Source organism: Bacillus sp. BC08 (assembly GCF_054326875.1).
On record NZ_JBTGPA010000035.1, the window covers coordinates 65,964 to 85,042 of the forward strand.

Annotated in this window: 23 protein-coding genes and 3 pseudogenes; 15 read left to right on the top strand and 11 right to left on the bottom strand. The window is 35.1% G+C overall.

Features of this window, described 5'->3' with window-relative positions; all coding sequences use genetic code 11:
• Positions 1-104 precede the first annotated feature (104 nt).
• Genes ACXVYO_RS18305 through ACXVYO_RS18315 form a run of 3 tightly spaced genes read left to right on the top strand, consistent with a single transcriptional unit; the run spans position 105 to position 2,501 of the window.
• Entirely contained in the window at positions 105-332 is a 228-nt protein-coding gene (locus ACXVYO_RS18305; protein ID WP_000060521.1) for a FeoA family protein, read from the top strand.
• Entirely contained in the window at positions 329-2,317 is a 1,989-nt protein-coding gene (gene feoB, locus ACXVYO_RS18310; protein ID WP_458468126.1) for a ferrous iron transport protein B, read from the top strand. Before ACXVYO_RS18305 ends, feoB begins: the two co-directional genes overlap by 4 nt.
• Before the next feature lie 16 nt (positions 2,318-2,333).
• The gene (locus ACXVYO_RS18315) at positions 2,334-2,501 is read left to right on the top strand and encodes a FeoB-associated Cys-rich membrane protein (RefSeq protein ID WP_000989597.1); all 168 of its coding nucleotides are present in this window, start codon (positions 2,334-2,336) and stop codon (positions 2,499-2,501) included.
• A 49-nt stretch (positions 2,502-2,550) separates the two neighbouring features.
• Here ACXVYO_RS18315 and ACXVYO_RS18320 read toward each other — a convergent pair.
• The 6 genes and pseudogenes from ACXVYO_RS18320 to ACXVYO_RS18345 all read right to left on the bottom strand — a co-directional run.
• Positions 2,551-2,664: pseudogene (locus ACXVYO_RS18320) on the bottom strand (IS3 family transposase); the annotation flags it as partial.
• Positions 2,665-2,782: 118 nt separating this feature from the next.
• A complete protein-coding gene (locus ACXVYO_RS18325; RefSeq protein ID WP_001109640.1) occupies positions 2,783-3,127 on the bottom strand; it encodes a hypothetical protein in 345 nt (114 codons plus the stop codon).
• Between the two features lie 13 nt (positions 3,128-3,140).
• Positions 3,141-4,553: a WXG100 family type VII secretion target gene (locus tag ACXVYO_RS18330; RefSeq protein WP_458468127.1), complete on the bottom strand. Its 1,413-nt coding sequence runs from the start codon at positions 4,551-4,553 to the stop codon at positions 3,141-3,143.
• Positions 4,554-4,722: 169 nt separating this feature from the next.
• Positions 4,723-4,854, bottom strand: a pseudogene (locus ACXVYO_RS18335) (YolD-like family protein); the annotation flags it as partial.
• Positions 4,849-4,914, bottom strand: a pseudogene (locus ACXVYO_RS18340) (YolD-like family protein); the annotation flags it as partial. The pseudogenes ACXVYO_RS18340 and ACXVYO_RS18335, both read right to left, overlap by 6 nt.
• A 76-nt stretch (positions 4,915-4,990) precedes the next feature.
• Entirely contained in the window at positions 4,991-5,569 is a 579-nt protein-coding gene (locus ACXVYO_RS18345; RefSeq protein WP_458468128.1) for a lipoprotein BA_5634 family protein, read from the bottom strand.
• Positions 5,570-5,972: 403 nt separating this feature from the next.
• Between ACXVYO_RS18345 and ACXVYO_RS18350 the strand changes: the two genes are divergently transcribed.
• From ACXVYO_RS18350 to ACXVYO_RS18370, 5 genes are all read left to right on the top strand, one after another.
• Positions 5,973-6,638 carry a PspA/IM30 family protein gene (locus ACXVYO_RS18350; protein ID WP_098499033.1) on the top strand — a complete coding sequence of 222 codons (666 nt, stop codon included), beginning with the start codon at positions 5,973-5,975 and terminating at the stop codon, positions 6,636-6,638.
• 80 nt (positions 6,639-6,718) lie between these two features.
• Positions 6,719-7,123 (top strand): DUF350 domain-containing protein, encoded by a 405-nt coding sequence (locus ACXVYO_RS18355; RefSeq protein ID WP_458468129.1) that lies wholly within the window; start codon positions 6,719-6,721, stop codon positions 7,121-7,123.
• A 21-nt stretch (positions 7,124-7,144) separates the two neighbouring features.
• The gene (locus tag ACXVYO_RS18360) at positions 7,145-7,651 is read left to right on the top strand and encodes a DUF4178 domain-containing protein (protein WP_458468130.1); all 507 of its coding nucleotides are present in this window, start codon (positions 7,145-7,147) and stop codon (positions 7,649-7,651) included.
• Between the two features lie 12 nt (positions 7,652-7,663).
• On the top strand, positions 7,664-8,479 hold the full coding sequence (locus tag ACXVYO_RS18365) for a DUF4247 domain-containing protein (RefSeq protein ID WP_458468131.1): 816 nt from the start codon (positions 7,664-7,666) through the stop codon (positions 8,477-8,479).
• Between the two features lie 97 nt (positions 8,480-8,576).
• Entirely contained in the window at positions 8,577-8,795 is a 219-nt protein-coding gene (locus tag ACXVYO_RS18370) for a hypothetical protein (RefSeq protein ID WP_458468132.1), read from the top strand.
• A 109-nt stretch (positions 8,796-8,904) separates the two neighbouring features.
• Here ACXVYO_RS18370 and ACXVYO_RS18375 read toward each other — a convergent pair whose 3' ends face one another.
• The gene (locus ACXVYO_RS18375; protein ID WP_458468133.1) at positions 8,905-9,777 is read right to left on the bottom strand and encodes a YitT family protein; all 873 of its coding nucleotides are present in this window, start codon (positions 9,775-9,777) and stop codon (positions 8,905-8,907) included.
• Between the two features lie 187 nt (positions 9,778-9,964).
• Positions 9,965-10,999 (bottom strand): YdcF family protein, encoded by a 1,035-nt coding sequence (locus ACXVYO_RS18380; RefSeq protein ID WP_458468134.1) that lies wholly within the window; start codon positions 10,997-10,999, stop codon positions 9,965-9,967.
• 711 nt (positions 11,000-11,710) lie between these two features.
• Between ACXVYO_RS18380 and ACXVYO_RS18385 the strand changes: the two genes are divergently transcribed.
• Both ACXVYO_RS18385 and ACXVYO_RS18390 read left to right on the top strand, forming a co-directional pair.
• Complete coding sequence (locus ACXVYO_RS18385; protein WP_458468135.1) at positions 11,711-12,529, top strand: S-layer homology domain-containing protein; 819 nt, start codon at positions 11,711-11,713, stop codon at positions 12,527-12,529.
• Between the two features lie 82 nt (positions 12,530-12,611).
• Positions 12,612-12,845 carry a spore germination protein gene (locus ACXVYO_RS18390; RefSeq protein ID WP_270731395.1) on the top strand — a complete coding sequence of 78 codons (234 nt, stop codon included), beginning with the start codon at positions 12,612-12,614 and terminating at the stop codon, positions 12,843-12,845.
• A 318-nt stretch (positions 12,846-13,163) separates the two neighbouring features.
• Here the strand turns inward: ACXVYO_RS18390 and cydB are convergent, their stop codons facing one another.
• Together cydB and cydA are read right to left on the bottom strand one after the other, a co-directional pair.
• Positions 13,164-14,192 carry a cytochrome d ubiquinol oxidase subunit II gene (gene cydB / locus ACXVYO_RS18395; RefSeq protein ID WP_061677536.1) on the bottom strand — a complete coding sequence of 343 codons (1,029 nt, stop codon included), beginning with the start codon at positions 14,190-14,192 and terminating at the stop codon, positions 13,164-13,166.
• Positions 14,182-15,531: a cytochrome ubiquinol oxidase subunit I gene (cydA, locus tag ACXVYO_RS18400; RefSeq protein WP_458468136.1), complete on the bottom strand. Its 1,350-nt coding sequence runs from the start codon at positions 15,529-15,531 to the stop codon at positions 14,182-14,184. Before cydA ends, cydB begins: the two co-directional genes overlap by 11 nt.
• A gap of 224 nt (positions 15,532-15,755) precedes the next feature.
• Here cydA and ACXVYO_RS18405 point away from each other — a divergent pair, with 224 nt between their 5' ends.
• Positions 15,756-16,319 (top strand): beta-class carbonic anhydrase, encoded by a 564-nt coding sequence (locus ACXVYO_RS18405; RefSeq protein WP_458468137.1) that lies wholly within the window; start codon positions 15,756-15,758, stop codon positions 16,317-16,319.
• Here the strand turns inward: ACXVYO_RS18405 and yidD are convergent.
• A complete protein-coding gene (yidD, locus tag ACXVYO_RS18410; protein WP_000809328.1) occupies positions 16,316-16,552 on the bottom strand; it encodes a membrane protein insertion efficiency factor YidD in 237 nt (78 codons plus the stop codon). The two genes, ACXVYO_RS18405 and yidD, sit on opposite strands and share 4 nt — an antisense overlap.
• Positions 16,553-16,680: 128 nt before the next feature.
• On the opposite strand from yidD, the gene luxS reads away from it, so the two are divergent.
• The 4 genes from luxS (at position 16,681) to ACXVYO_RS18430 (ending at position 19,056) form a co-directional block, all read left to right on the top strand.
• Positions 16,681-17,154 carry an S-ribosylhomocysteine lyase LuxS gene (luxS, locus tag ACXVYO_RS18415; RefSeq protein WP_001141371.1) on the top strand — a complete coding sequence of 158 codons (474 nt, stop codon included), beginning with the start codon at positions 16,681-16,683 and terminating at the stop codon, positions 17,152-17,154.
• Between the two features lie 129 nt (positions 17,155-17,283).
• A complete protein-coding gene (locus ACXVYO_RS18420; protein WP_458468138.1) occupies positions 17,284-18,048 on the top strand; it encodes a MerR family transcriptional regulator in 765 nt (254 codons plus the stop codon).
• Complete coding sequence (locus ACXVYO_RS18425; RefSeq protein WP_458468139.1) at positions 18,045-18,740, top strand: DMT family transporter; 696 nt, start codon at positions 18,045-18,047, stop codon at positions 18,738-18,740. The genes ACXVYO_RS18420 and ACXVYO_RS18425 overlap by 4 nt, the downstream gene beginning before the upstream one ends.
• 1 nt (position 18,741) lies before the next feature.
• Positions 18,742-19,056, top strand: coding sequence for a DMT family transporter (locus tag ACXVYO_RS18430; protein ID WP_458468140.1), 315 nt, complete (start codon positions 18,742-18,744; stop codon positions 19,054-19,056).
• Positions 19,057-19,079 lie beyond the last annotated feature (23 nt).

A 19,079-nucleotide genomic window follows, 5' to 3' on the forward strand; every position in this document is an offset into this window, starting at 1 on the left:
TGAAATGTTAATAAATATGAAGCAAAAGGGTATAGTCCAATTGAAATAGAGTGTGCTATAATTTTTCTGAAAATAATTATCATTCTCTTCTGAGGGGGAAGGTTATGAGCTTAGTAGATATTAAAATCGGTGAGAAAGTGCTAGTGAAAAGTGTTCAGTCTTTAGATTATTTACTAAAGAGAAGATTGGCTGCTTTCGGTCTTTCTGAAGGAAGCGAACTTCGCATGAAGCAAAAGGCGATGTTCAAAGGTCCTTGTACATTGGAGTGTCGTGGACAGTTAATTAGTATTCGTCATTGTGACGCGAAAATGATAAAGGTGGAATTAGCGTGAATAAGGTAGCTTTGCTAGGGAATCCAAATACAGGGAAGACATCATTATTTAATGCACTTACTGGTTCTTATGAGTATGTAGGGAACTGGAGCGGTGTAACAGTAGAAAAGAAAGTTGGTAAATTAAAAGATAAGCAAGGGACATTAATTGATTTACCAGGTGTTTATGATTTGAATCCAGTTTCGCGTGATGAAGGTGTCGTTACAAATTTTCTACTAACAGATGAATTTCATCATATGTTAAATATAGTGGATTCTTCACAATTCGAGCGAAACATGCATTTAACGCTGCAATTACTTGAATTTGGAAAGCCAGTCTCAATCGGATTAAATATGGTTGATGTGGCAAAGCAAAGAGGCATTGTAATTGATGTAAAACGATTATCAGAACGATTAGGTGTAACAGTCGTTCCTGTCGTTGCAAGAAGCGGAAAAGGCTGTGAAGAACTACTTGCTACTCTTAAAGAAAATGATAAAAACGAGAAAAAGCCATTCATTATTTCATATGGTGTACAGATGGATGAAGGAATTGGACAGGTAATTTCTCTTTTAGAGAAAGCGAATTACAAGCATCCAAGATGGTTAGCTCTTCAATTTTTAAGCAATAACGAAGTAGTAGAAAAAGAAATGAAAGCATTACCAATTTATAAGGAACTTGTAGCCATTCGATCTCGCTTAGAAGGAAAACTTGATTGTACGTTGGAAGAGCATATTTATAAAACTCGTGAAGCGTATATTGAAAAGTTAAAAACAAATGTTATGCAGCATGAGAAAGAAGGAAAGATTCCTTTTTCGGAAAAAATTGATAGATTAATTACACATAAAATTTTCGGACTTCCAATCTTTTTAGCAGTTATGTTTTTTATTTTTCAGGTTACGTTTACGTGGATTGGTACACCTTTATCGGATATGTTAGATGAGTTTTTTGGTGGACAGCTTACGGATTGGGTAACGGCTGGGCTTACAAGTGTTGGAGCTTCTGATTTTATTCAAGCACTCGTTACAGAAGGTATTATTGCCGGTGTTGGTGCTGTATTAGTATTCGTTCCACAAATTTTTGCATTATTCTTTTTCATTTCATTATTAGAAGACTCAGGATATATGGCGCGAATTGCAGTTGTTATGGATAGAATTATGGAGTTTTTCGGCTTAAACGGAAAAGCGTTTATTCCGATGATTATCGGTTTTGGATGTAATGTTCCAGGTATTATGGCAGCGAGAACGATTGAACAAGAAAAAGAACGCTTACTTACAGTTCTTGTAACACCGTTTATGTCCTGTTCGGCACGTTTACCTGTATATGCATTATTTGCGGGAGTATTCTTCCCTCATAGTCAGGCAACTGTTGTGTTTTCTTTATATGTTGCAGGTATTGTTCTTGCGTTATTAGTTACAAAAATTATGTCTCTGACAATTTTAAAAGCGGAAAAGTCTATTTTCGTCATTGAACTACCTCCTTACCGCGTGCCACAAGCGAAAACGTTATGGTTAAGTACGTGGGAGAAAGGGAAAGGATTTGTTCGTAAAGCAGGTACATTCATCTTCGGTGGTTCTGTTGTCATTTGGTTATTAAACTATGCAGGTCCATCAGGATTTGGTGTTGATATGGGAGACAGTTACTTAGCGATGATTGGTGGATTTATCGCACCACTATTTGCACCGCTTGGATTTGGAACGTGGCAAGCTGCGGCATCCCTTTTAACAGGATTTTTAGCGAAAGAAGTTGTCGTTTCTACAATGGCAATTATTTATGCGGTGAAAGAAGATGTGTTAGGAAATGTTATGGGAGCACATTATACGGCGCTATCAGCATATGCATTTATGTTCTTTATTTTATTATATGTTCCGTGTTTAGCGACAGTAGCCGTTATTAAACGTGAAACAGGATCAGCGAAGTGGACGATTTTCTCTGTCGTGTATCCACTCGTTGTTGCTTATGTATTAACGTTCATTATATACCAAGTTGGATCCTTACTCGGATTCTAGAAGGAGATGTATTAGAGTGATGGTCAATATTATAATTGGAGCTATCATTTTTGGTTATGCAGCATACACGTTAGTTAATTTTGTAAAGAGAAGTAAAAAGGGAAAATGCGCAGCATGTTCTTTAAATAAGTCATGTCAGTCTCAAACTTGTAGTCCGGATATGGAGCAAATTGCTCATAAATAGAAAAAAGCTTTGCGAATTTGAATTGAACCCAAAAAGTTAGACAAATATATTAAGCAGCTACTAAGGATTGAACTCTGTATTGCACAGGGGACAATCCTTTTAGTTTTGTTTTAATTCTTTTGTGATTGTAGTAATGAATATAAGTTTCTAGTTCTTGCTTAAATTGTTCCATTTACTGCTTGTATTTTATCTTTTGAAGAAAATTTAGCCATAAAAAATGTACCTCCAATTGTTAATTATGTGTCTAACAATTGGGGTGCACTTCATTACAGGCAGTCTTTTTAATCTACTTCAATATCTCGTCCTTCTGTCATCACTTTATTTCTCCAAAGCAAAAGTAATCTCCTAAATTCTGAAGTTTCTAATTTACATTGATTATTTGGTGGGCTAATGTAATAATTAATCGCGCTTGTATATTTAGGCTCAATAAATACAGCAGCAGCATTGTATTCTAGTTCATAACTAGGGTACTTTCCCTCTACGACATGGTCTAAAACTTCTATGTATTCATCCGCTTCATCTTCATCTAGGTTTTCTATAAAGTCAGATACAATAGCAATTTCTTTTGGTAAACGAATTCTTAGTCCACCAAATGGGTCACGCCAAAATTCATGTGAATAATTCATTAATACAACCTCACTATCTTCTCGTATATTTTGGATAAGCAGTGGTAATTTCTCCGTTTTCAATAATCATCTCAATCTTAAATCCAGAAGAAGTTTGCCCTACGTATTTATTTGGAGCGATTTGAACACGATTGGTATATGCTTCTTTAATAGAATCAACTACCTGGACTCTATTCCAATCCTTAGGAAAAAATGAAGATTTAGCTTGTTTTACAATACCATCAACCTTTACTTCTGCAACATATACTCCTGCAGGATTTGGTGGCCTAGTAACGCGAATTATCTCTCCCCCCATCATATTCTCGTGATGATAACCAACAGCTTTTAATCCCCACCATTTTTCTCTTACTTCACCATGAAAAACATGCTCCATAAGTGATGAGTCAAATTTATATGGCGTGTTCCCACTGGAAGCTCCTTCACGACTAGCAAACTGATGGGTCGATAGCTTTTCCTCAGCTGCCCTAAAATCAGGTGTATCAAATACAGAGCGTATATTATTTCCACCAGCTAAAGCAAACTCATTGCGATTACGATTGAATAAGGATGCAGCGTCTTGCAAGCTTTGATTAGAAGTTCGTGAAATCTCAGCTAATTTTGTGCCAGGATTCAACATTGTAATTTTATCCACGCCTTTTGTTCCTACGAATAGTTGTCCAACAGCCAATATAGTATGACCAGCCGCGCTTCCATACCATTCTGCACCACTATACGAGTCACCATTGGTAACATCACGATTCCAAGAATCAGAAATTGTTTGTTTTATCACATTGAACGTCTCAACTGGGTGAGAAACGGCTTCAATCGTGTTATTAAATGTGTCAATTGGATGGATAACTGCATCTGCAAGTCCTAATAATTCATCACCTATAGCGTCGCCCATTCCCTTTTTTAAGTGATAGGGGACACCTAATCCAGCTTTTTCAAAAGCAGATTCGATTTCATCATCTATAGTGTCTTTTATTTTATTCACATCTTTATACGCTGCATCAATACCATGTTTAAATTTATCATATAAAGACTCATCGGAATTTTTTACTTTACTAAGATCCTCATAAGTTTCCTTGAGACCATGCCAAACCTTGTCACGTAAAGATCCATCATTTTTCTCACTATTTAACTTACCACACATTGCTCCTTCTTCAAGATTTCCATCATATGAAGCATCTGCGGTACGGAATTTTTCGGCAATTCGTTTCAAATCCTCTTCCACTTTTATAATCGAATTGATAGATGTAAAAGCTTTTGGCCTTGCATCATTGAACATTTGAATGAACTGTTGGTTAGAGGCACCAATCCATTGAAAACACAAATGATCTATTTCATTACATAGATTATTATGTATAGTTTCTAATGCGATTCTGGTATTATTTGCACGATTAGCAACTTCTTCTAGCATTTCAGGTGTTACTTTGATTTGAACCATTTTTTTCTCCCTTTCCCCAATTAAAATTATGAGATAAAAAGAAAAAAATATAAATACGGAAACTTTAGATTAGTATAATAATATTTATGTGAAATAAAATCTGCTTAATTGTAAATAAAGCTTATGTGTATGTAAAGTAACAATAAGAGACACGATTGTGAGCGGTTTTTTATTTTGCATCAATAATATCAATAAACTTCAAAGTCATATTATTATAAAATGCATCCGTACAAATTATAGATTTATTCAGCGGATCAATGTCAACGACAGTCATATAGCAAGTAAGTAAAAAAACACCTTCAGTACATTCTAGATATCGTTTTACTGCTTGTATTTTATCCTTTGAAGAAAATTTAGCCATAAAAAATGCACCTCCAATTGTTAATTATGTGTCTAACAATTGGGGTGCACTTCAATTTCGCAAAGCTTTTTTTGTTTTACTTTTTAATTTTTACAAGCTGAGAAGCTTCTACTCCATTTGCTCCAGGTAGCTCTTTGCTTGGGTCTTTATCAAATTTCAAAATACCTACAGATTTTTCTTCACCTTTTACATTTACATATGTTGCATCATCAACGATAGCAAACATATCTGCATAAGAACGGCCATCACCGATAATTGTGTTGCCTTCATATTTTAATTTTGCTCCATCAAGCGTAGCATTTTCTACCTTTTCTTTTGCAAATAGCACGCCTTCTGCTGCTGTTACAGCTGGTAATTTATCGATTGCCTTTGTATCATCATTTTTACCGACTTTTTTAAGTAGTTCTTTCTTAACAAGTTCATCACCAGTTTTCTTATCCATTACAAGTACTTTTTTACCTTCTAATGTTGCCATTTTCATTTTATAGAAGTCTTTTTCTTTTACTTCTTTCTTATTTTGATCTGTAATTTTTTGAACTTGCTCTTCTGATCCGTATAATACTAAGCCGTTCGCTTTCTCTCCTAATAAAGAACAACCTGATAATGCTCCAAGTGAAATTGCTGCTGCTAATCCGATTCCTACTAATTTTTTCATGATGATTTCTCCTTTTATATGTTTTATAGTCAATACATTTTTTGTATTAGTTCTGAAATGATGAGAAGCTTGTTTGTTGCTTCTGGTATTAGTGTATAAGAAATATCGGAATGCAACTATCGAGTTAGCTTACAGTAACATTACAATAATGTAATTTAGTGAAAGTGCATAAAAATAAGTCAATTCTGAAGGGGATTAATGAGAATATATTAGGAATACAATATTTTATCTATAATGTCATATTATATTGGCTGTATTTTGGAAATAACATGTAAGGACATATTAGTTTTGTTATAATGAACACATAGGCTGTAAAAATGAATATTCTTTACTGTTAAGGGAGATTTTTCAGTTTTCCAAGTAGTGAATTTGAAATATGAGGTAAGTCATAGGAGGAATTAGAATGTCTGTATTTAAACGATTAAGAGATTTAACAATGTCGAATGTATATTCATTAATTGAAAAAGCAGAAGATCCAGTTAAGATGACGGATCAGTATTTACGCGATATGCAAGCAGATGTGCAAGAAGCTGAGAAAAGTGTAGCAGCTCAAATCGCACTTGAGAAGAAATTCAAAATATTATTTGAAGAGCAAGAAGCACTTGTGAAAAAACGTGAAGAGCAAGCTCATACGGCTGTTCAAGCAAGCAATCTTGATCTTGCGCGCCGTGCTCTTGAAGAAAAACAAAATGCAGAGCAAAAGATGAATGAGTATAAAGCAAGCTATGAGCAAAACAAAGCTGCTGCTGATAATCTTCGCCTGAAGTTAGAGGAAATGCGTAAGCAATTAACAGAGCTGAAAAATAAACGTGAAACACTTGTAGCACGTGTAAATGCAGCGAAAGCACAAAAGAATATTAATCAGGCGATGTCTGGATTTGATTCAAACTCAGCAAAAGCTGGTTTAAGCCGTATGGAAGAGAAAGCTCTTCAATTAGAAGCTGAAGCAGAAGCAAGCGGTGAAGTTTATAAAAAAGAAAAGTCATTAGATGATGAATTTGCAAGCTTAAACAAAAATTCTGCTGTTGACGATGAATTAGCTCGTATTATGAAGCAGTATGAGAAATAATATAGAATAGAGACAAATGAACCGACATGTCTAAACAAATTCATGTCGGTTTTCTATTACTTTTTAGAGGAGGTTTTGCAATGACATGGACAAATGTGTTAGCCATGCTTGTATGGACTGGAGCAAGTGCAGTACTTTTATTTGCAATTATGTGGGTTGATTCAATTTTTACTAAATACAATGATTTAAAAGAAATAAAGAATGGGAATACAGCTGTAACAACGCGTTTCGTTATGAAATTATTCGCGCAAGGGTACATTTTATCTCAATCGATAACGAAAGCAAATGACTTATGGCAAGCGCTACTTGCATCAGCAATTTCTTTCGTTATTTTATTAGTGGTAGAAATGTTTATCGAATTTGTGTTAAAGAAAATGGCTGGTTTAGATTTAGAAGAAGGTACGAAAGAAGGCAGTGTTGCACATGCGATGTTGGCCGGATCATTACATATCGTTGGTGCACTTATTTTAGGTGCTTGTTTATAAAGAGAGAAGGAGGGGTAGATCGTGAGTTTATTTAAACGAATTAAAAATATAATGAAGAGCCCAGAGCCGCCGAAACCAGAGAAGGGTTTGTTAACGTTAGCTCCTGGGGATATGATTGAAGTTTCATTAGTTATGTACGAATTAACTGGGAAAACGAGTATGCATTCCCGTAAAGAAATTGTTTTAACGCTGCAAGACGGGAAAGATATTCGTTATTTAAAAATTGAAGACCGTGAAAATACGTATTACAAATTATATACACCCATCGATGGTCGCTTAGATTCGATTGATGAAATTCCGACGACAATTGAAATGGATGATACAGAGTACCATATGGAAGAGCAATATAACGGACGTGTTGTTGTGATGGGGAAAACACCATTCTCTGCTTCAGAGGAACAGCATGTATGGGAATTCCAATCCGATAACCGAAAATTATTGCGTATTGAATGGCAAAATGGTCGCACAATGATGTATGAGGGAGAAGCAATTATTCCTGCTGATGTACAAATTATAAGAGCAACGTAAGGGGGCGTAATCATGTCAAACCGATTGTTTACCATGATTAAATCGTTCGTGATCCCTATACTTGCTATCGTTACATTACTTGTTGTTGCTGGATATGCCTTATCAGGTTGTCAAGGCGGGCAGACAAAGTCGATTCAAGATCGTTATCCACTTGAGTCTGTTGCAAAAGAAGGTAAACAAGAATCTTACGTGTATAGGGCCGCCAATCGGTCAGTTCCTGAAGTCGCGAAGGAACTTATAGCTGAAAGGAAACCGAAGCAAGCATCTAAAGAAGACGAAAATCAAATGTTCCTCGTTTATTCTGATAAAATGTATAATTTGCAAAAGGATAAAGAGAAACCATCTGATACGTTAATTGAAGTAAGCAATGAAGAATTTGTCCGTCAAAATTACCAACCATCCTTCCTGCAAGGATATATTATGGGGAGTATTTTAAACGATATATTCGGTTCACGAAAATCGTCATACGGTGATTATCGAGGATATAATGATAGACAAAATCATAAACCGATTATTCCAGAGAGACCACCTACGAAAGAAGAAAAGAAAACCCCGCCTCCAATTACGAAGGAAGGGAAAGGATCTATCATTAAGCGAGGCGATAATGTAGATTCGAAATCTTCTGTAGGAGATACAGGAAGTATTACGAAAAAAGGAAGTAATACCCCTCCGCCGTCTACTGGAAGCAAAGGGAAAATTACAAAAACACCAGGTGGCTCGAGTGGATCAGATGTGAAGCCGAAATCATCTATTAAAACGCCGCCAAGAAATACATCTCCTCCGAAAACGAGGGTCGGTGGTTCAGGAAAAATTACGAAGAGAAGATAGTTATAGAGACCGAAAAGTGGAAGTTGCTTTTCGGTCTTTTTGTTATGGGAATTTATTCCTTGTAGCTGGTACAATTAATGTATAAGGAGGGATTAGTATGACTCTATATAAAAGGTTTAGTTTGATTATGTTCCTCGTCTTATTCCTTAGTTTGTTTATTAGCACAACGATGAAATTCCACTTTGTAGTAGGTGTTCTATGGATACTATGTACATGTACTCTTTTTCTATATGTTCCGCTTCGTTTTCAACAAGAAGTACCCGTTTTTCAAAAATACGTAGCATGGATTAAGAGAGGAAGAAGATGGGGAGAGTGAAGATATATCAGCGATTATCGAAATATATCGACTTACCGACAACGACCGCAACTTCATAATAAGAAGAGGGTGTGCCAAATTGTTGGCACACCCTCATTATTCATAATGATTAATGAATATCACGTTTCTTAAAGTTACCGCCTTTTACTTCTGCTACGTCATAAACTGTAATAAAGGCATTTGGATCAATTTCATTAATCAAATCCTTCATTTTACTTTCTTCTAAACGGTTAATTACACAAGAAATTTCTTTAAATTTCTCTCTTGAATAACCACCATAAACTTCGTTGTACGTTGCGCTTCGGCCTAAACGATCACGAATTGTTTCTACCATTAATTCAGGTTCTTTCGTAATAATTTTAAATGTTTTCGAACCACTTAAACCAACTTCAACGATATGAATCACTTTCGAAGCGATAAAGTAAGCAATTGCCGAAAGGATAGCTCCTTGAAGACCGAATACTGTTGATACGAAAATAAATACGAACATGTTTAAGAATAAAATAAGGTCACTTGTTCCAAAAGGTAACTTACGAGAAAGTAATACAGCTAGCATATCGATTCCATCTAATGCGCCGCCGTTACGTAATGCTAGTCCCATACCGAAACCGATAATAATACCACCAACAACTGTAACGAGTAATGTATCGCCTTCAATAATAGTTGGTATTCCGTGCATGACAACGGTACCGATTGCTAATGAAGCAATCCCGATAATAGAATAAATTGCAAAGCTTCTACCTATTTGTTTATATCCTAACCAAACGAAAGGAATGTTAATAACTGCGATTAGAGCTCCTAATGGCAATCCAAATAATCTTGAACTAACGATACTTAAACCAGTCACACCACCGTCTGATACGTTATTTGGAATTAATACCGCTTCTAATCCGTACGCTGTGATAAATGCCCCAATAATAATCATCAAAGCTTTTGAAGCGATTTTTAGCTTATTGGGCTTGTTTTTGATAATTTTCTCCATGTAATTTCCTCGTTTCAAACTAGTTTCTTATTTGTTACGTCATTCACACCTATCTTCCATTTTAACATTTAATTTGAAAAAATTCTCCTTTAATGGATGTATGCAGGGGATATTATGACCATATTATCTTTAAAATATTTTTGAAATAAGTATAAGAAATCCCATCCTTTCAAAGGATGGGAGGTTATTAAGAAATGATAAAACTAAGTACGGATAGGAATAAAGAGAATCCTAAAATAGCTCCGCAAACTTTCATATGACGTTTACGTCCCATCACAACAATTGCAACATATTCACGAATCATTGCATTAGGCCAGTAATAAAATGCAGTTTTTGATCCGATTCCTTGGCTATTAAGCCCAGCTTGTCTTGCATATATACCAGCGCGGAAAAGGTGGAAATTATTCGTTGTAAAAATACTTCTATATTTACCTTCAGACTTTAAAGAATCCATAATTTCTTTAGAGAACGACATATTTTGATATGTGTTTACAGAGCGATTTTCTTGAACTGTATGTTCAATTGGAATTCCTTTTTCAACAGCGTACTTTTGCATCGCTTCTGCTTCTGGAAGGCCTTCATCTGGACCTTGTCCGCCAGAGAAAATGATTGTTGGCGCTGTATTCACAGCCGCCTGTTTCCAGTAAAAATCGATTGCTTTATTAATACGACTTGCAAGTAAAGGTGGTACTTTATCATTAATTAAGCCGCTACCAAGAACGATGATGAAATCTTGATTACGCCTTGGTCTGTTGAATTGATATAGAAAATAAGCGCTTAAGAAGTTAGATAAGTGTATAAAGAAATATAAGGTTATAAGAGAAATTCCACCAAAAATAGGTTGCAAATGCGGTGAGAAGAAACTTGCTGGACTTATGAAAAAGAATAATATAAAGAATAAAATACCTAAAGCAGCAATGAGTGTTAAACAGTTAGTGAAACGTCGTCCTTCTCGTTTCATTAAAATTCTAGCATTCAGAAATAGCCCAAACATTAAAGCAACAACACCGAAAGGAATCATAACGACAAATGCTAAAATAGGTAACACTATTACGTAGCCTAGGATAGTGTTACTTGAGTCCCAAGATACAATCACACAAAACAGAAGGAAAAAACAGAAAAAGACATTAAATAAAAAGCCATTTATTATTTTCCGTGGATCCTTTAAATAAGAGATAAGAAAAATAATAAATAATATAAGAGGAATAATTCCAAAAGACATAAATATAGTACACCTCAATTTGTATAATAATTTGACATACCTTTTATATTACATGATTTTATAATTGAAAATGAAAGGAAAAATGATTTTGAATTTTCTCAATAAAATATATAGATGCATATGTTACAATGTATGTAAGGCGATATATTAAAAGTAAAATGGTTGAAAAGGCACTCTATGGAGTGCCTTTTCTTTTTGGTATGTAATTATGCATATTATATTTATTTTCAAGTGAAGAGGATTAAAATATAAGTGGTAGGCAGACTATATAAAGCAGAATTGTAGACAAACATTTCCCTCTACTTTTTGTATCTAACAATCGTATAACATAAAAAAATTCTGTTTTATAGTGTTTGTTTATGAAAGGTGCCTTCTTTGAAGGCACCTTTATGTTGTTTTAATGCAGATGATTTTCACTGTTGATATAGTGGAAAGTATCTATACTAAACATTAGCAATCTTCCGTATAAACATTATCAATTTACTGTATATTCCAGTGGTGTTAACCTACATATGAAAGGCTTTCTTTTTCAAAATATTACCCCTAATAAATTTTTGAAGAAGTCAACTGTCTCCAAAATTGCCATTCATGCTTAGCAAAAAAGAATCCTGCTGGATTCTTTTTTGTGTTCGACATAATGCGACAAAATATATTTAAATAATTTGTTATATTGTTAAATGGTTATTATAGGAAAGAGAAGGAGACTCAAATATGGGATTTAAAAAATTAATTTTAACAGGTGCAATTGTTGCAACTACAGCATTTACTTCAATTGGAACAGCGCAGGCAAGTGTAAATTTTAAAGATGTTCCAAACAATCATTGGTCTTATAAAGCAATCATGGATTTAGCAAATAAAAACGTTGTTGCTGGATACGGAAATGGGATTTTTGGATTTGGTGATGATGTAACACGTGAGCAAGTTGCAGCTCTTATGTTCCGTCATTTAAAACCGACAGTAAAAGAACAGTATAACAATCCGTATAAAGATGTTACGGATCGTTCAACTATGTTTAAAAAAGAGATTCTTGCTTTAACAGAGATGGGTGTATTCGTTGGAGATAACACAGGAAAATTTAGACCGAAAGATGCGTTAACTCGTGAAGAAATGGCACAAATTTTGACAAGGGGATTCCAATTGCAAATAAGAGGCGATCATAATTTCCCGGATGTAGATAGAAATGGTTGGGCGAATCCTGCGATTACTGCAATTAAATCAAATTATATTACGGCTGGAACTGGTGACGGTAAATTCGCACCTAAAATGTATGTAAGTCGTGAACAATACGTTCAGTTCTTATATAATGCAACGTTACCATTTGAAGAAAGACCAGGAGCAAAACAACCACAACCAGAAGTGAAGCCAGAAGTAAAACCAGAAGTAAAACCTGATCCGAAACGTTTTGCTAACTGTAAAGAAGCAAACGATGCTGGATATTATGATATTACAAGAGACAGCCCGTATTATGGTAAGCATTTAGATCGTGATGGCGATGGAATTGCTTGTGAAAAAAAGAAAAAAGGTAAATAAGAAAAAGCACTCAATCTGAGTGCTTTTTCTTATTGAAACATGCTATTTTTTTAGGCGCCTTTCATAAAATAAAAGTAACGAAATGAAAGTAGGTGACAAAATGCCGTCAGTTGTGGAAGGGGTTATTATTGAAAATTGTAACGGAACAATTAACTTAGGTGATAAATATAACGTGCAGCCAATTGAAAAAACGAAAGCTTATAATGGATCGGGATCATCGAATACAGGAAAAACAGTACAAACATTTAGTGGTATTAGTACAGCAGATGTAAGGGATAGCGATGCGAATGATCAGGGAATACAATTTACTTTATAGAGAAATATGTAAAATTGCATAAAATAATAAACTTGCCCTGTGCTACAATCTAGCTGTGAGCTGTTAGTGATTCTTCAGAATTATAGTTGTTAGATTAGAAATATAACATCTTATCGAAAATCATACGTACAAAAAAGACACTTCAAACGAAGTGTCTTTTTTCATCCCGCTTTAATGGGCAGTAAGCCCCCCACCTCAAAATTCAGCGAAAGCAAAGAAGTTAGGTGGGGGATCAACTGCCCATTAAAGTCCGATTGGTTCAACTAATAATCAGTGGGGGATGAAAAAACCCCCCACTGATTAAAGTTTCACTTTATTTTAGTGATACCCTTTAGCAGAGTCTTTATGAATTTTATTTTTAAAGATACTGTAGCTCCAAAGTTGATATCCAATAACAATTGGTACCATCACCATTGCAACGAAGAACATAATTTTTAAGTTTAACTGACTACCTGCCGCGTTGTATAACGTTGTGCTGTATGCGTCGTTAATACGTGACGGTAACATTCTTGGGAACATGCCCGCAAAACCAGTCGTCATAAACATCGCGATTGTTAAGCAAACGAATGTGAAGGCAAGACCGATTTTATGTTTGTACACCATAATAAGTGCGAGTACACTCATTAACATAGCAAGTACGGGAAGAATGAATAGTACTGGATACTCTGTGAAGTTTTGGAATAAGTTTGTACGATTTGCAGTTGCTACATAGAAAATAGCTAAAATGATAGCAGCTGCCATTGAAAATGGTCTTGCGATTTTATAAGCACGATCAGATACTTCACCAGTCGTTTTGATCATAACCCAAAGGGCACCAGATACGACGAATATAGCAGTGAAGAACAGGCCACCTAAAATACCGTAATGATTTAGTAAGCTAAGTAAATTTCCTTCGTAGCCATTTTTTCCGATTTGTAGTCCGTAGTAAAGGTTAGCGAACGTAACTCCAAATAAGAAGGCGATTAGGAAACTACCAATTGTAAATGCCCATTTGCAAGTTTTTTGCCAAATTGGTGAATCGTCTTTATGCATAAATTCAAGTCCGGCAGCACGAGCAAACAGTGCGAGTAATACTAAAAATAGTGGTGTATATAGGTAACTAAACATATTTGCATACGTGATTGGGAAGGCAGCAAATGTTGCACCACCGGCTGTAATTAACCATACTTCATTACCACCCCAGAACGGGCCGATTGCTTCTTGTAATTGATTTCGTTCTTGTCGGTCTTTCGCAACGAAAGGAAAAATCATTCCGTTACCAAGTGCATACCCATCAAGAATGAAGTAAACTGTCCAAATTACGCCCCATAAACCGAACCAGATGATTGCGAGCATATCATGAGACATGAGCGGCACCTCCTTCAGTAGCAGGCTCTTCTAATGCAGCAGGTCCTTTTTTCGCGAACTTTAGCATTAAGTATACGTCTGCAATTAAGAGTAGAGTATAGAATAATATTAAGCTAATTAATGAGAACCAAATTTGCGGAACAGATATAGGTGATACAGATTCTGCTGTACGCATTAGTTTATAAACTGTCCATGGTTGACGACCTACCTCGGCAACAATCCAACCAGCGTTAATTGCGATATATGGTAGTAAAACAGACCACATTGTAATTTTTAAATAACGTTTTGAGTTTTCTAGTTTTCCTTTTCGGTTTAAATAGAAGCCATACCAAGTTAATGCCATAAAGAACATACCAAGTGCAACCATTAAGCGGAAGCTATAGTACACGAGGTTAACATTTGGACGATCTTCTTTGGGAATATCTTTTAAACCAACAATCTCTCCATCAAATGAGTTTGTGTAGAAGAAGCTTCCTAGTTTCGGAATCGTAAGGAATTCAAAGTTCTTTTCGTTTTTTACATCAGGAATTTGAACAATCGAGAAGCCTTGCCCTCTTCCAGTTTCCCAAACAGCTTCCATCGCAGCTCCTTTTGCTGGTTGATATTTAGCTGCGGATACACCAGATTGATGTCCCATAAACGGTGTAACAGTTGCGGCGAATAAGCCTAACAGTAAACCAAATTTGAATGATTTTTTGAAGAATTCCACTTCGTTTTTACGTAATAAATGATAGGCACTAATTGCCATAACGAAGAAAGCACCAACGATATAACAACCAATTACAGTATGGAAGAACATGTTCCAAGCATATGGATTTGTAACAAGTGCCCAGAAATCATTTAATTCAGCGCGGCCGTTACGTACGACGTAGCCAACCGGATTTTGCATAAAGCCGTTTGCTGTAATAATCCAAAGGGCGGAAATATTTGTTCCAAGTGCAACCATCCACATACAGAAGGCACGGAACTTTGGTGAGATTTTGTCTTTACCGAATAACCATATTCCCATGAAAGTAGATTCTAAGAAGAAGGCAACGAGTGCTTCGATTGCGAGAGGTGATCCGAAAATATCTCCCATATATTTGGAGTACTCAGACCAGTTTGTTCCAAATTGGAACTCCATCGTAATCCCGGTTATAATCCCCATGACGAAGTTAATTGTAAATAATTTACCCCAAAAATTTGCCATTTTGCGGTATGTTGGATTCAATGTGCGGGCGTATTGCGTTTCCATACATGCCACTAAAATAACAAGTCCGATTGTCAAAGGTACAAATAAAAAGTGATAAAAAATAGTAATTGCAAATTGAAAACGACTCAGTAACAGAACGTCGGACATAATAAATATTCACTCCTTTTTTACATTATCTACAATTAGTTTATAGTGAAAATAGGAGTGTAGTATGTGAGACTTGTTACAAAGCTGTGTGTATATTTTGAAAGAATTATGACGGTTATCTGAAAATATATTGATTTTATAATAATACAATATTCTTTTTGTGTTTTTCATATTTTGGTACACTGTTTATGTAGTGTAAATGAGAGAAAAGAGGGTTCCTTACTATGAAGTCATTAGAAGAGATTTTGCAGTACAATGAAAAATTCGTTAAAGAGAAGAAATATGAAGAGTTTGTAGCAGGGAAATTTCCAAACAAAAAGATGGTAATTATCTCTTGTATGGATACACGTCTTGTTGAACTATTACCGAAAGCAATGAATATGCGTAACGGTGATGTGAAAATTATTAAAGTAGCAGGCGCTGTTATTTCACATCCTTTCGGAAGTATTATGCGTAGTATTTTAGTTGCTGTATACGAGCTTGGTGCTGATGAAGTATGTGTAGTTGGTCACCACGATTGCGGTATGGCTAAAATTCAAGCAAGCAGTACAATTGAGAAGATGAAAGAACGCGGTGTAACAGAAGAAAAATTAGATACACTTCGTTATTCTGGAATCGATTTAGAACAATTCTTACGCGGTTTCTCTAGTGTAGAGGAAAGCGTAGAACATAGCGTATCAGTACTTCGTAACCATCCATTACTTCCTGAAGAAGTACCTGTTCATGGTCTTGTTATTAACCCTGACACAGGAAAATTAGATTTAGTTGTGAATGGCTACGACAATTAAGAATTTACTTTGTCATCCTTTTTATCTGGGACAGGATCAAATCCTCCCGGGTGGAAAGGGTGACATTTTAATATACGCTTACAAGTTAGCCAAAATCCTTTCAGGGCACCATGTTTTTGAAATGCTTCTAATCCATAATGAGAGCAAGTTGGGTGAAAGCGGCACGTTGGTGGTGTCATCGGAGAAATGAACTTTTGATAAAAGCGTATAATCCCAATAAAAATCTGTTTCATAATGGTCTCCTTTTCAGCATAGTCTTAAAGTATTATAGCACGACTGTACATAATACTTTACTAATGTTGATTTCCGTTATATCATATTGGATATAACGGAATTAAATTAAAAGCGGGAGAGATGTTGTATGCCATCAGTAGAAAGCTTTGAATTAGATCATACGATTGTAAAGGCGCCTTATGTAAGACATTGCGGGGTTCACAACGTAGGTAGTGACGGTATTGTAAATAAATTTGATATTCGTTTTTGCCAACCGAATAAACAAGCAATGAAACCAGATGTTATTCATACGTTAGAACATTTATTAGCATTTAATTTACGTAAATATATTGATCGTTATCCGCATTTTGATATTATCGATATTTCACCAATGGGATGCCAAACAGGATATTATCTTGTAGTAAGCGGAACACCAACAGTTCGAGAAATCATTGATTTATTAGAACTAACATTAAAAGATGCGGTTCAAATTACAGAAATTCCAGCTGCAAATGAAACACAATGTGGCCAAGCGAAGCTTCACGATTTAGAAGGAGCACAACGCTTAATGAATTTCTGGTTAAGCCAAGATAAAGATGAACTTGAGAAAGTATTTGGATAAGAAGGAAAAACTGCCTGTGAAAGGGCAGTTTTTTTATTTGTAGAAATGTATGTATGAAGAGTATTGACTTTAACGTATACGTCAAAGTTTATAGTGAAGGTAAATAAAATAAGGTGTGAGGAGGAAATAATGGATAAGTATAGCATTGGCGAAATTTCAAAGGAAACGAATGTAACGACGAGAACACTTAGATATTATGAGGAAATAGGACTGTTACAACCGTCTTATGTTGCTGATTCAGGATATCGTTACTATTCAAAAGATGATGTAATTACATTGCAGCAAATCACAACTTTTAAAAAGCTTGGTTTTAAGCTTTCAGAAATAAAAGAAGTATTAAAAGAAGAAAAGGGGATTTTAGAAGAAGAAAGATGGAAGAATGCGATTCAAAATGAAATTCAAACGATACAAGGGGAAGTAAAAAGATTACAGGATTTAGAAAAGCTACTATATACAACATTTCATTCTATTGAATTAACAGGGGAGCTTAGAACAGAAGATTTAATGTTATTTATAAAATCCGTACAGGGAATTGATCAGAGGAAGAAATTTTGGAAAAGGTATTTTAATGAGGAAGAGCAGCAGATTATTCAGGGCTTACCAACATTTGAAGAAAATGATAAAAGAACGAAAGAGTGGTTGCAAGTATTAAGAGAAATTCGCGAGCGTATAAATGAACCAGTAGATTCACCAGAAGTTCAACAATTGGCGGAAAAAGTAGTGGGTTTTTCCATGCATGTATTTCAAGAAGATGAACAATTAATAAATAAGTATTGGGAATTAATTAGACCTGAAGAGGGAGAGATTGCGAAAGTATATGGACTTGATTCGGAAACAATGAAGTATATAGATGAAATAGTAGAGTGTTATTTGAAAAAGGAGGAAGATAAATGACAGCTATGCAAAAAGAGAAGCTATATGGAAAGGAGCACGCGCGATTAGAGCGGCAATACTTTTATAAACATGTGGGTATTTTCATTCTTGCACAGCTTTTATTTATTTTTGTCATAGGGCTTGTACCAGCTCAAGTGCTACCAAGTGGATCTTATATTCTTCATATGAAAGAATGGTTTTTGAATAAACAAATAGGCTTTTATCAAAATGAGACTATTAATACCATTGTCAGTGTTTGGACATCGGTACTTATGATTCATTTTATATGGGCGATGTCTTACATTCTTTTTCCGAAAAAGAAACGTAGCTCTTCAAAACAAGAAATACGACAAGAGGTAAAAGAAGAAGTGAAAAAGAAAAAGGAGATTAGTACAAATCGGGCTTGGCTGTATTTAGTTTTTGGTGGCTTAATCGAAATATATTGGGCCACAGGATTAAAAACAAATTCAATGAGTATTTTGACACTTATTGCAATTTTAGTTAGTTTTCATCTCTTAATTGAAGTAACGAAAAGAATCCCAATTGGAACCGCATATGCAGTATTTACTGGAATTGGGACAGTGGGAACGATAGTAGTAGATATTTTATATTTTAAAGAGCCATTTTCGTTTGTTAAAATTTTCCTTGTTTGTTTATTAGCACTATTTATTATCGGATTGAAATTTAGTGGCGACAAGGAAGAGGTGAAATAAAATGGCGTGGATGTATTTAATTATAGCTGGGCTTTTTGAAATTGTCGGTGTAATTGGGATAAAGAAAGTAGCAAAAGATAATAATTGGACGAATAATATTATTTTAATTGGTGGCTTTATTATTAGTTTTCAATTTTTAACGATGGCGCTTCAAGAAATTCAGTTATCAATTGCATATGCAGTTTGGACTGGAATTGGGACGCTTGGTGCAGCAGTTGTCGGTATTTTAGTCTTTCAAGAGCCGAAAAATGCTTTTCGAATTATTTGTATCGTTGGAATTATGGGGACGATTATTGGATTGAAAATGGTGAGTTAAAGAAGAGCTGAAATGCTCTTCTT

What these genes read in the sequence shown, in the direction of transcription:
- ACXVYO_RS18305 (WP_000060521.1), top strand. Translation starts at nt 105, where the DNA reads ATGAGCTTAGTAGATATTAAAATCGGTGAGAAAGTGCTAGTGAAAAGT.
- ACXVYO_RS18325 (WP_001109640.1), bottom strand. Translation starts at nt 3,127, where the DNA reads ATGAATTATTCACATGAATTTTGGCGTGACCCATTTGGTGGACTAAGA.
- ACXVYO_RS18330 (WP_458468127.1), bottom strand. Translation starts at nt 4,553, where the DNA reads ATGGTTCAAATCAAAGTAACACCTGAAATGCTAGAAGAAGTTGCTAAT.
- ACXVYO_RS18345 (WP_458468128.1), bottom strand. Translation starts at nt 5,569, where the DNA reads ATGAAAAAATTAGTAGGAATCGGATTAGCAGCAGCAATTTCACTTGGA.
- ACXVYO_RS18350 (WP_098499033.1), top strand. Translation starts at nt 5,973, where the DNA reads ATGTCTGTATTTAAACGATTAAGAGATTTAACAATGTCGAATGTATAT.
- ACXVYO_RS18355 (WP_458468129.1), top strand. Translation starts at nt 6,719, where the DNA reads ATGACATGGACAAATGTGTTAGCCATGCTTGTATGGACTGGAGCAAGT.
- ACXVYO_RS18365 (WP_458468131.1), top strand. Translation starts at nt 7,664, where the DNA reads ATGTCAAACCGATTGTTTACCATGATTAAATCGTTCGTGATCCCTATA.
- ACXVYO_RS18370 (WP_458468132.1), top strand. Translation starts at nt 8,577, where the DNA reads ATGACTCTATATAAAAGGTTTAGTTTGATTATGTTCCTCGTCTTATTC.
- ACXVYO_RS18375 (WP_458468133.1), bottom strand. Translation starts at nt 9,777, where the DNA reads ATGGAGAAAATTATCAAAAACAAGCCCAATAAGCTAAAAATCGCTTCA.
- ACXVYO_RS18380 (WP_458468134.1), bottom strand. Translation starts at nt 10,999, where the DNA reads ATGTCTTTTGGAATTATTCCTCTTATATTATTTATTATTTTTCTTATC.
- ACXVYO_RS18385 (WP_458468135.1), top strand. Translation starts at nt 11,711, where the DNA reads ATGGGATTTAAAAAATTAATTTTAACAGGTGCAATTGTTGCAACTACA.
- ACXVYO_RS18390 (WP_270731395.1), top strand. Translation starts at nt 12,612, where the DNA reads ATGAAAGTAGGTGACAAAATGCCGTCAGTTGTGGAAGGGGTTATTATT.
- cydB (WP_061677536.1), bottom strand. Translation starts at nt 14,192, where the DNA reads ATGTCTCATGATATGCTCGCAATCATCTGGTTCGGTTTATGGGGCGTA.
- cydA (WP_458468136.1), bottom strand. Translation starts at nt 15,531, where the DNA reads ATGTCCGACGTTCTGTTACTGAGTCGTTTTCAATTTGCAATTACTATT.
- ACXVYO_RS18405 (WP_458468137.1), top strand. Translation starts at nt 15,756, where the DNA reads ATGAAGTCATTAGAAGAGATTTTGCAGTACAATGAAAAATTCGTTAAA.
- yidD (WP_000809328.1), bottom strand. Translation starts at nt 16,552, where the DNA reads ATGAAACAGATTTTTATTGGGATTATACGCTTTTATCAAAAGTTCATT.
- luxS (WP_001141371.1), top strand. Translation starts at nt 16,681, where the DNA reads ATGCCATCAGTAGAAAGCTTTGAATTAGATCATACGATTGTAAAGGCG.
- ACXVYO_RS18420 (WP_458468138.1), top strand. Translation starts at nt 17,284, where the DNA reads ATGGATAAGTATAGCATTGGCGAAATTTCAAAGGAAACGAATGTAACG.
- ACXVYO_RS18425 (WP_458468139.1), top strand. Translation starts at nt 18,045, where the DNA reads ATGACAGCTATGCAAAAAGAGAAGCTATATGGAAAGGAGCACGCGCGA.
- ACXVYO_RS18430 (WP_458468140.1), top strand. Translation starts at nt 18,742, where the DNA reads ATGGCGTGGATGTATTTAATTATAGCTGGGCTTTTTGAAATTGTCGGT.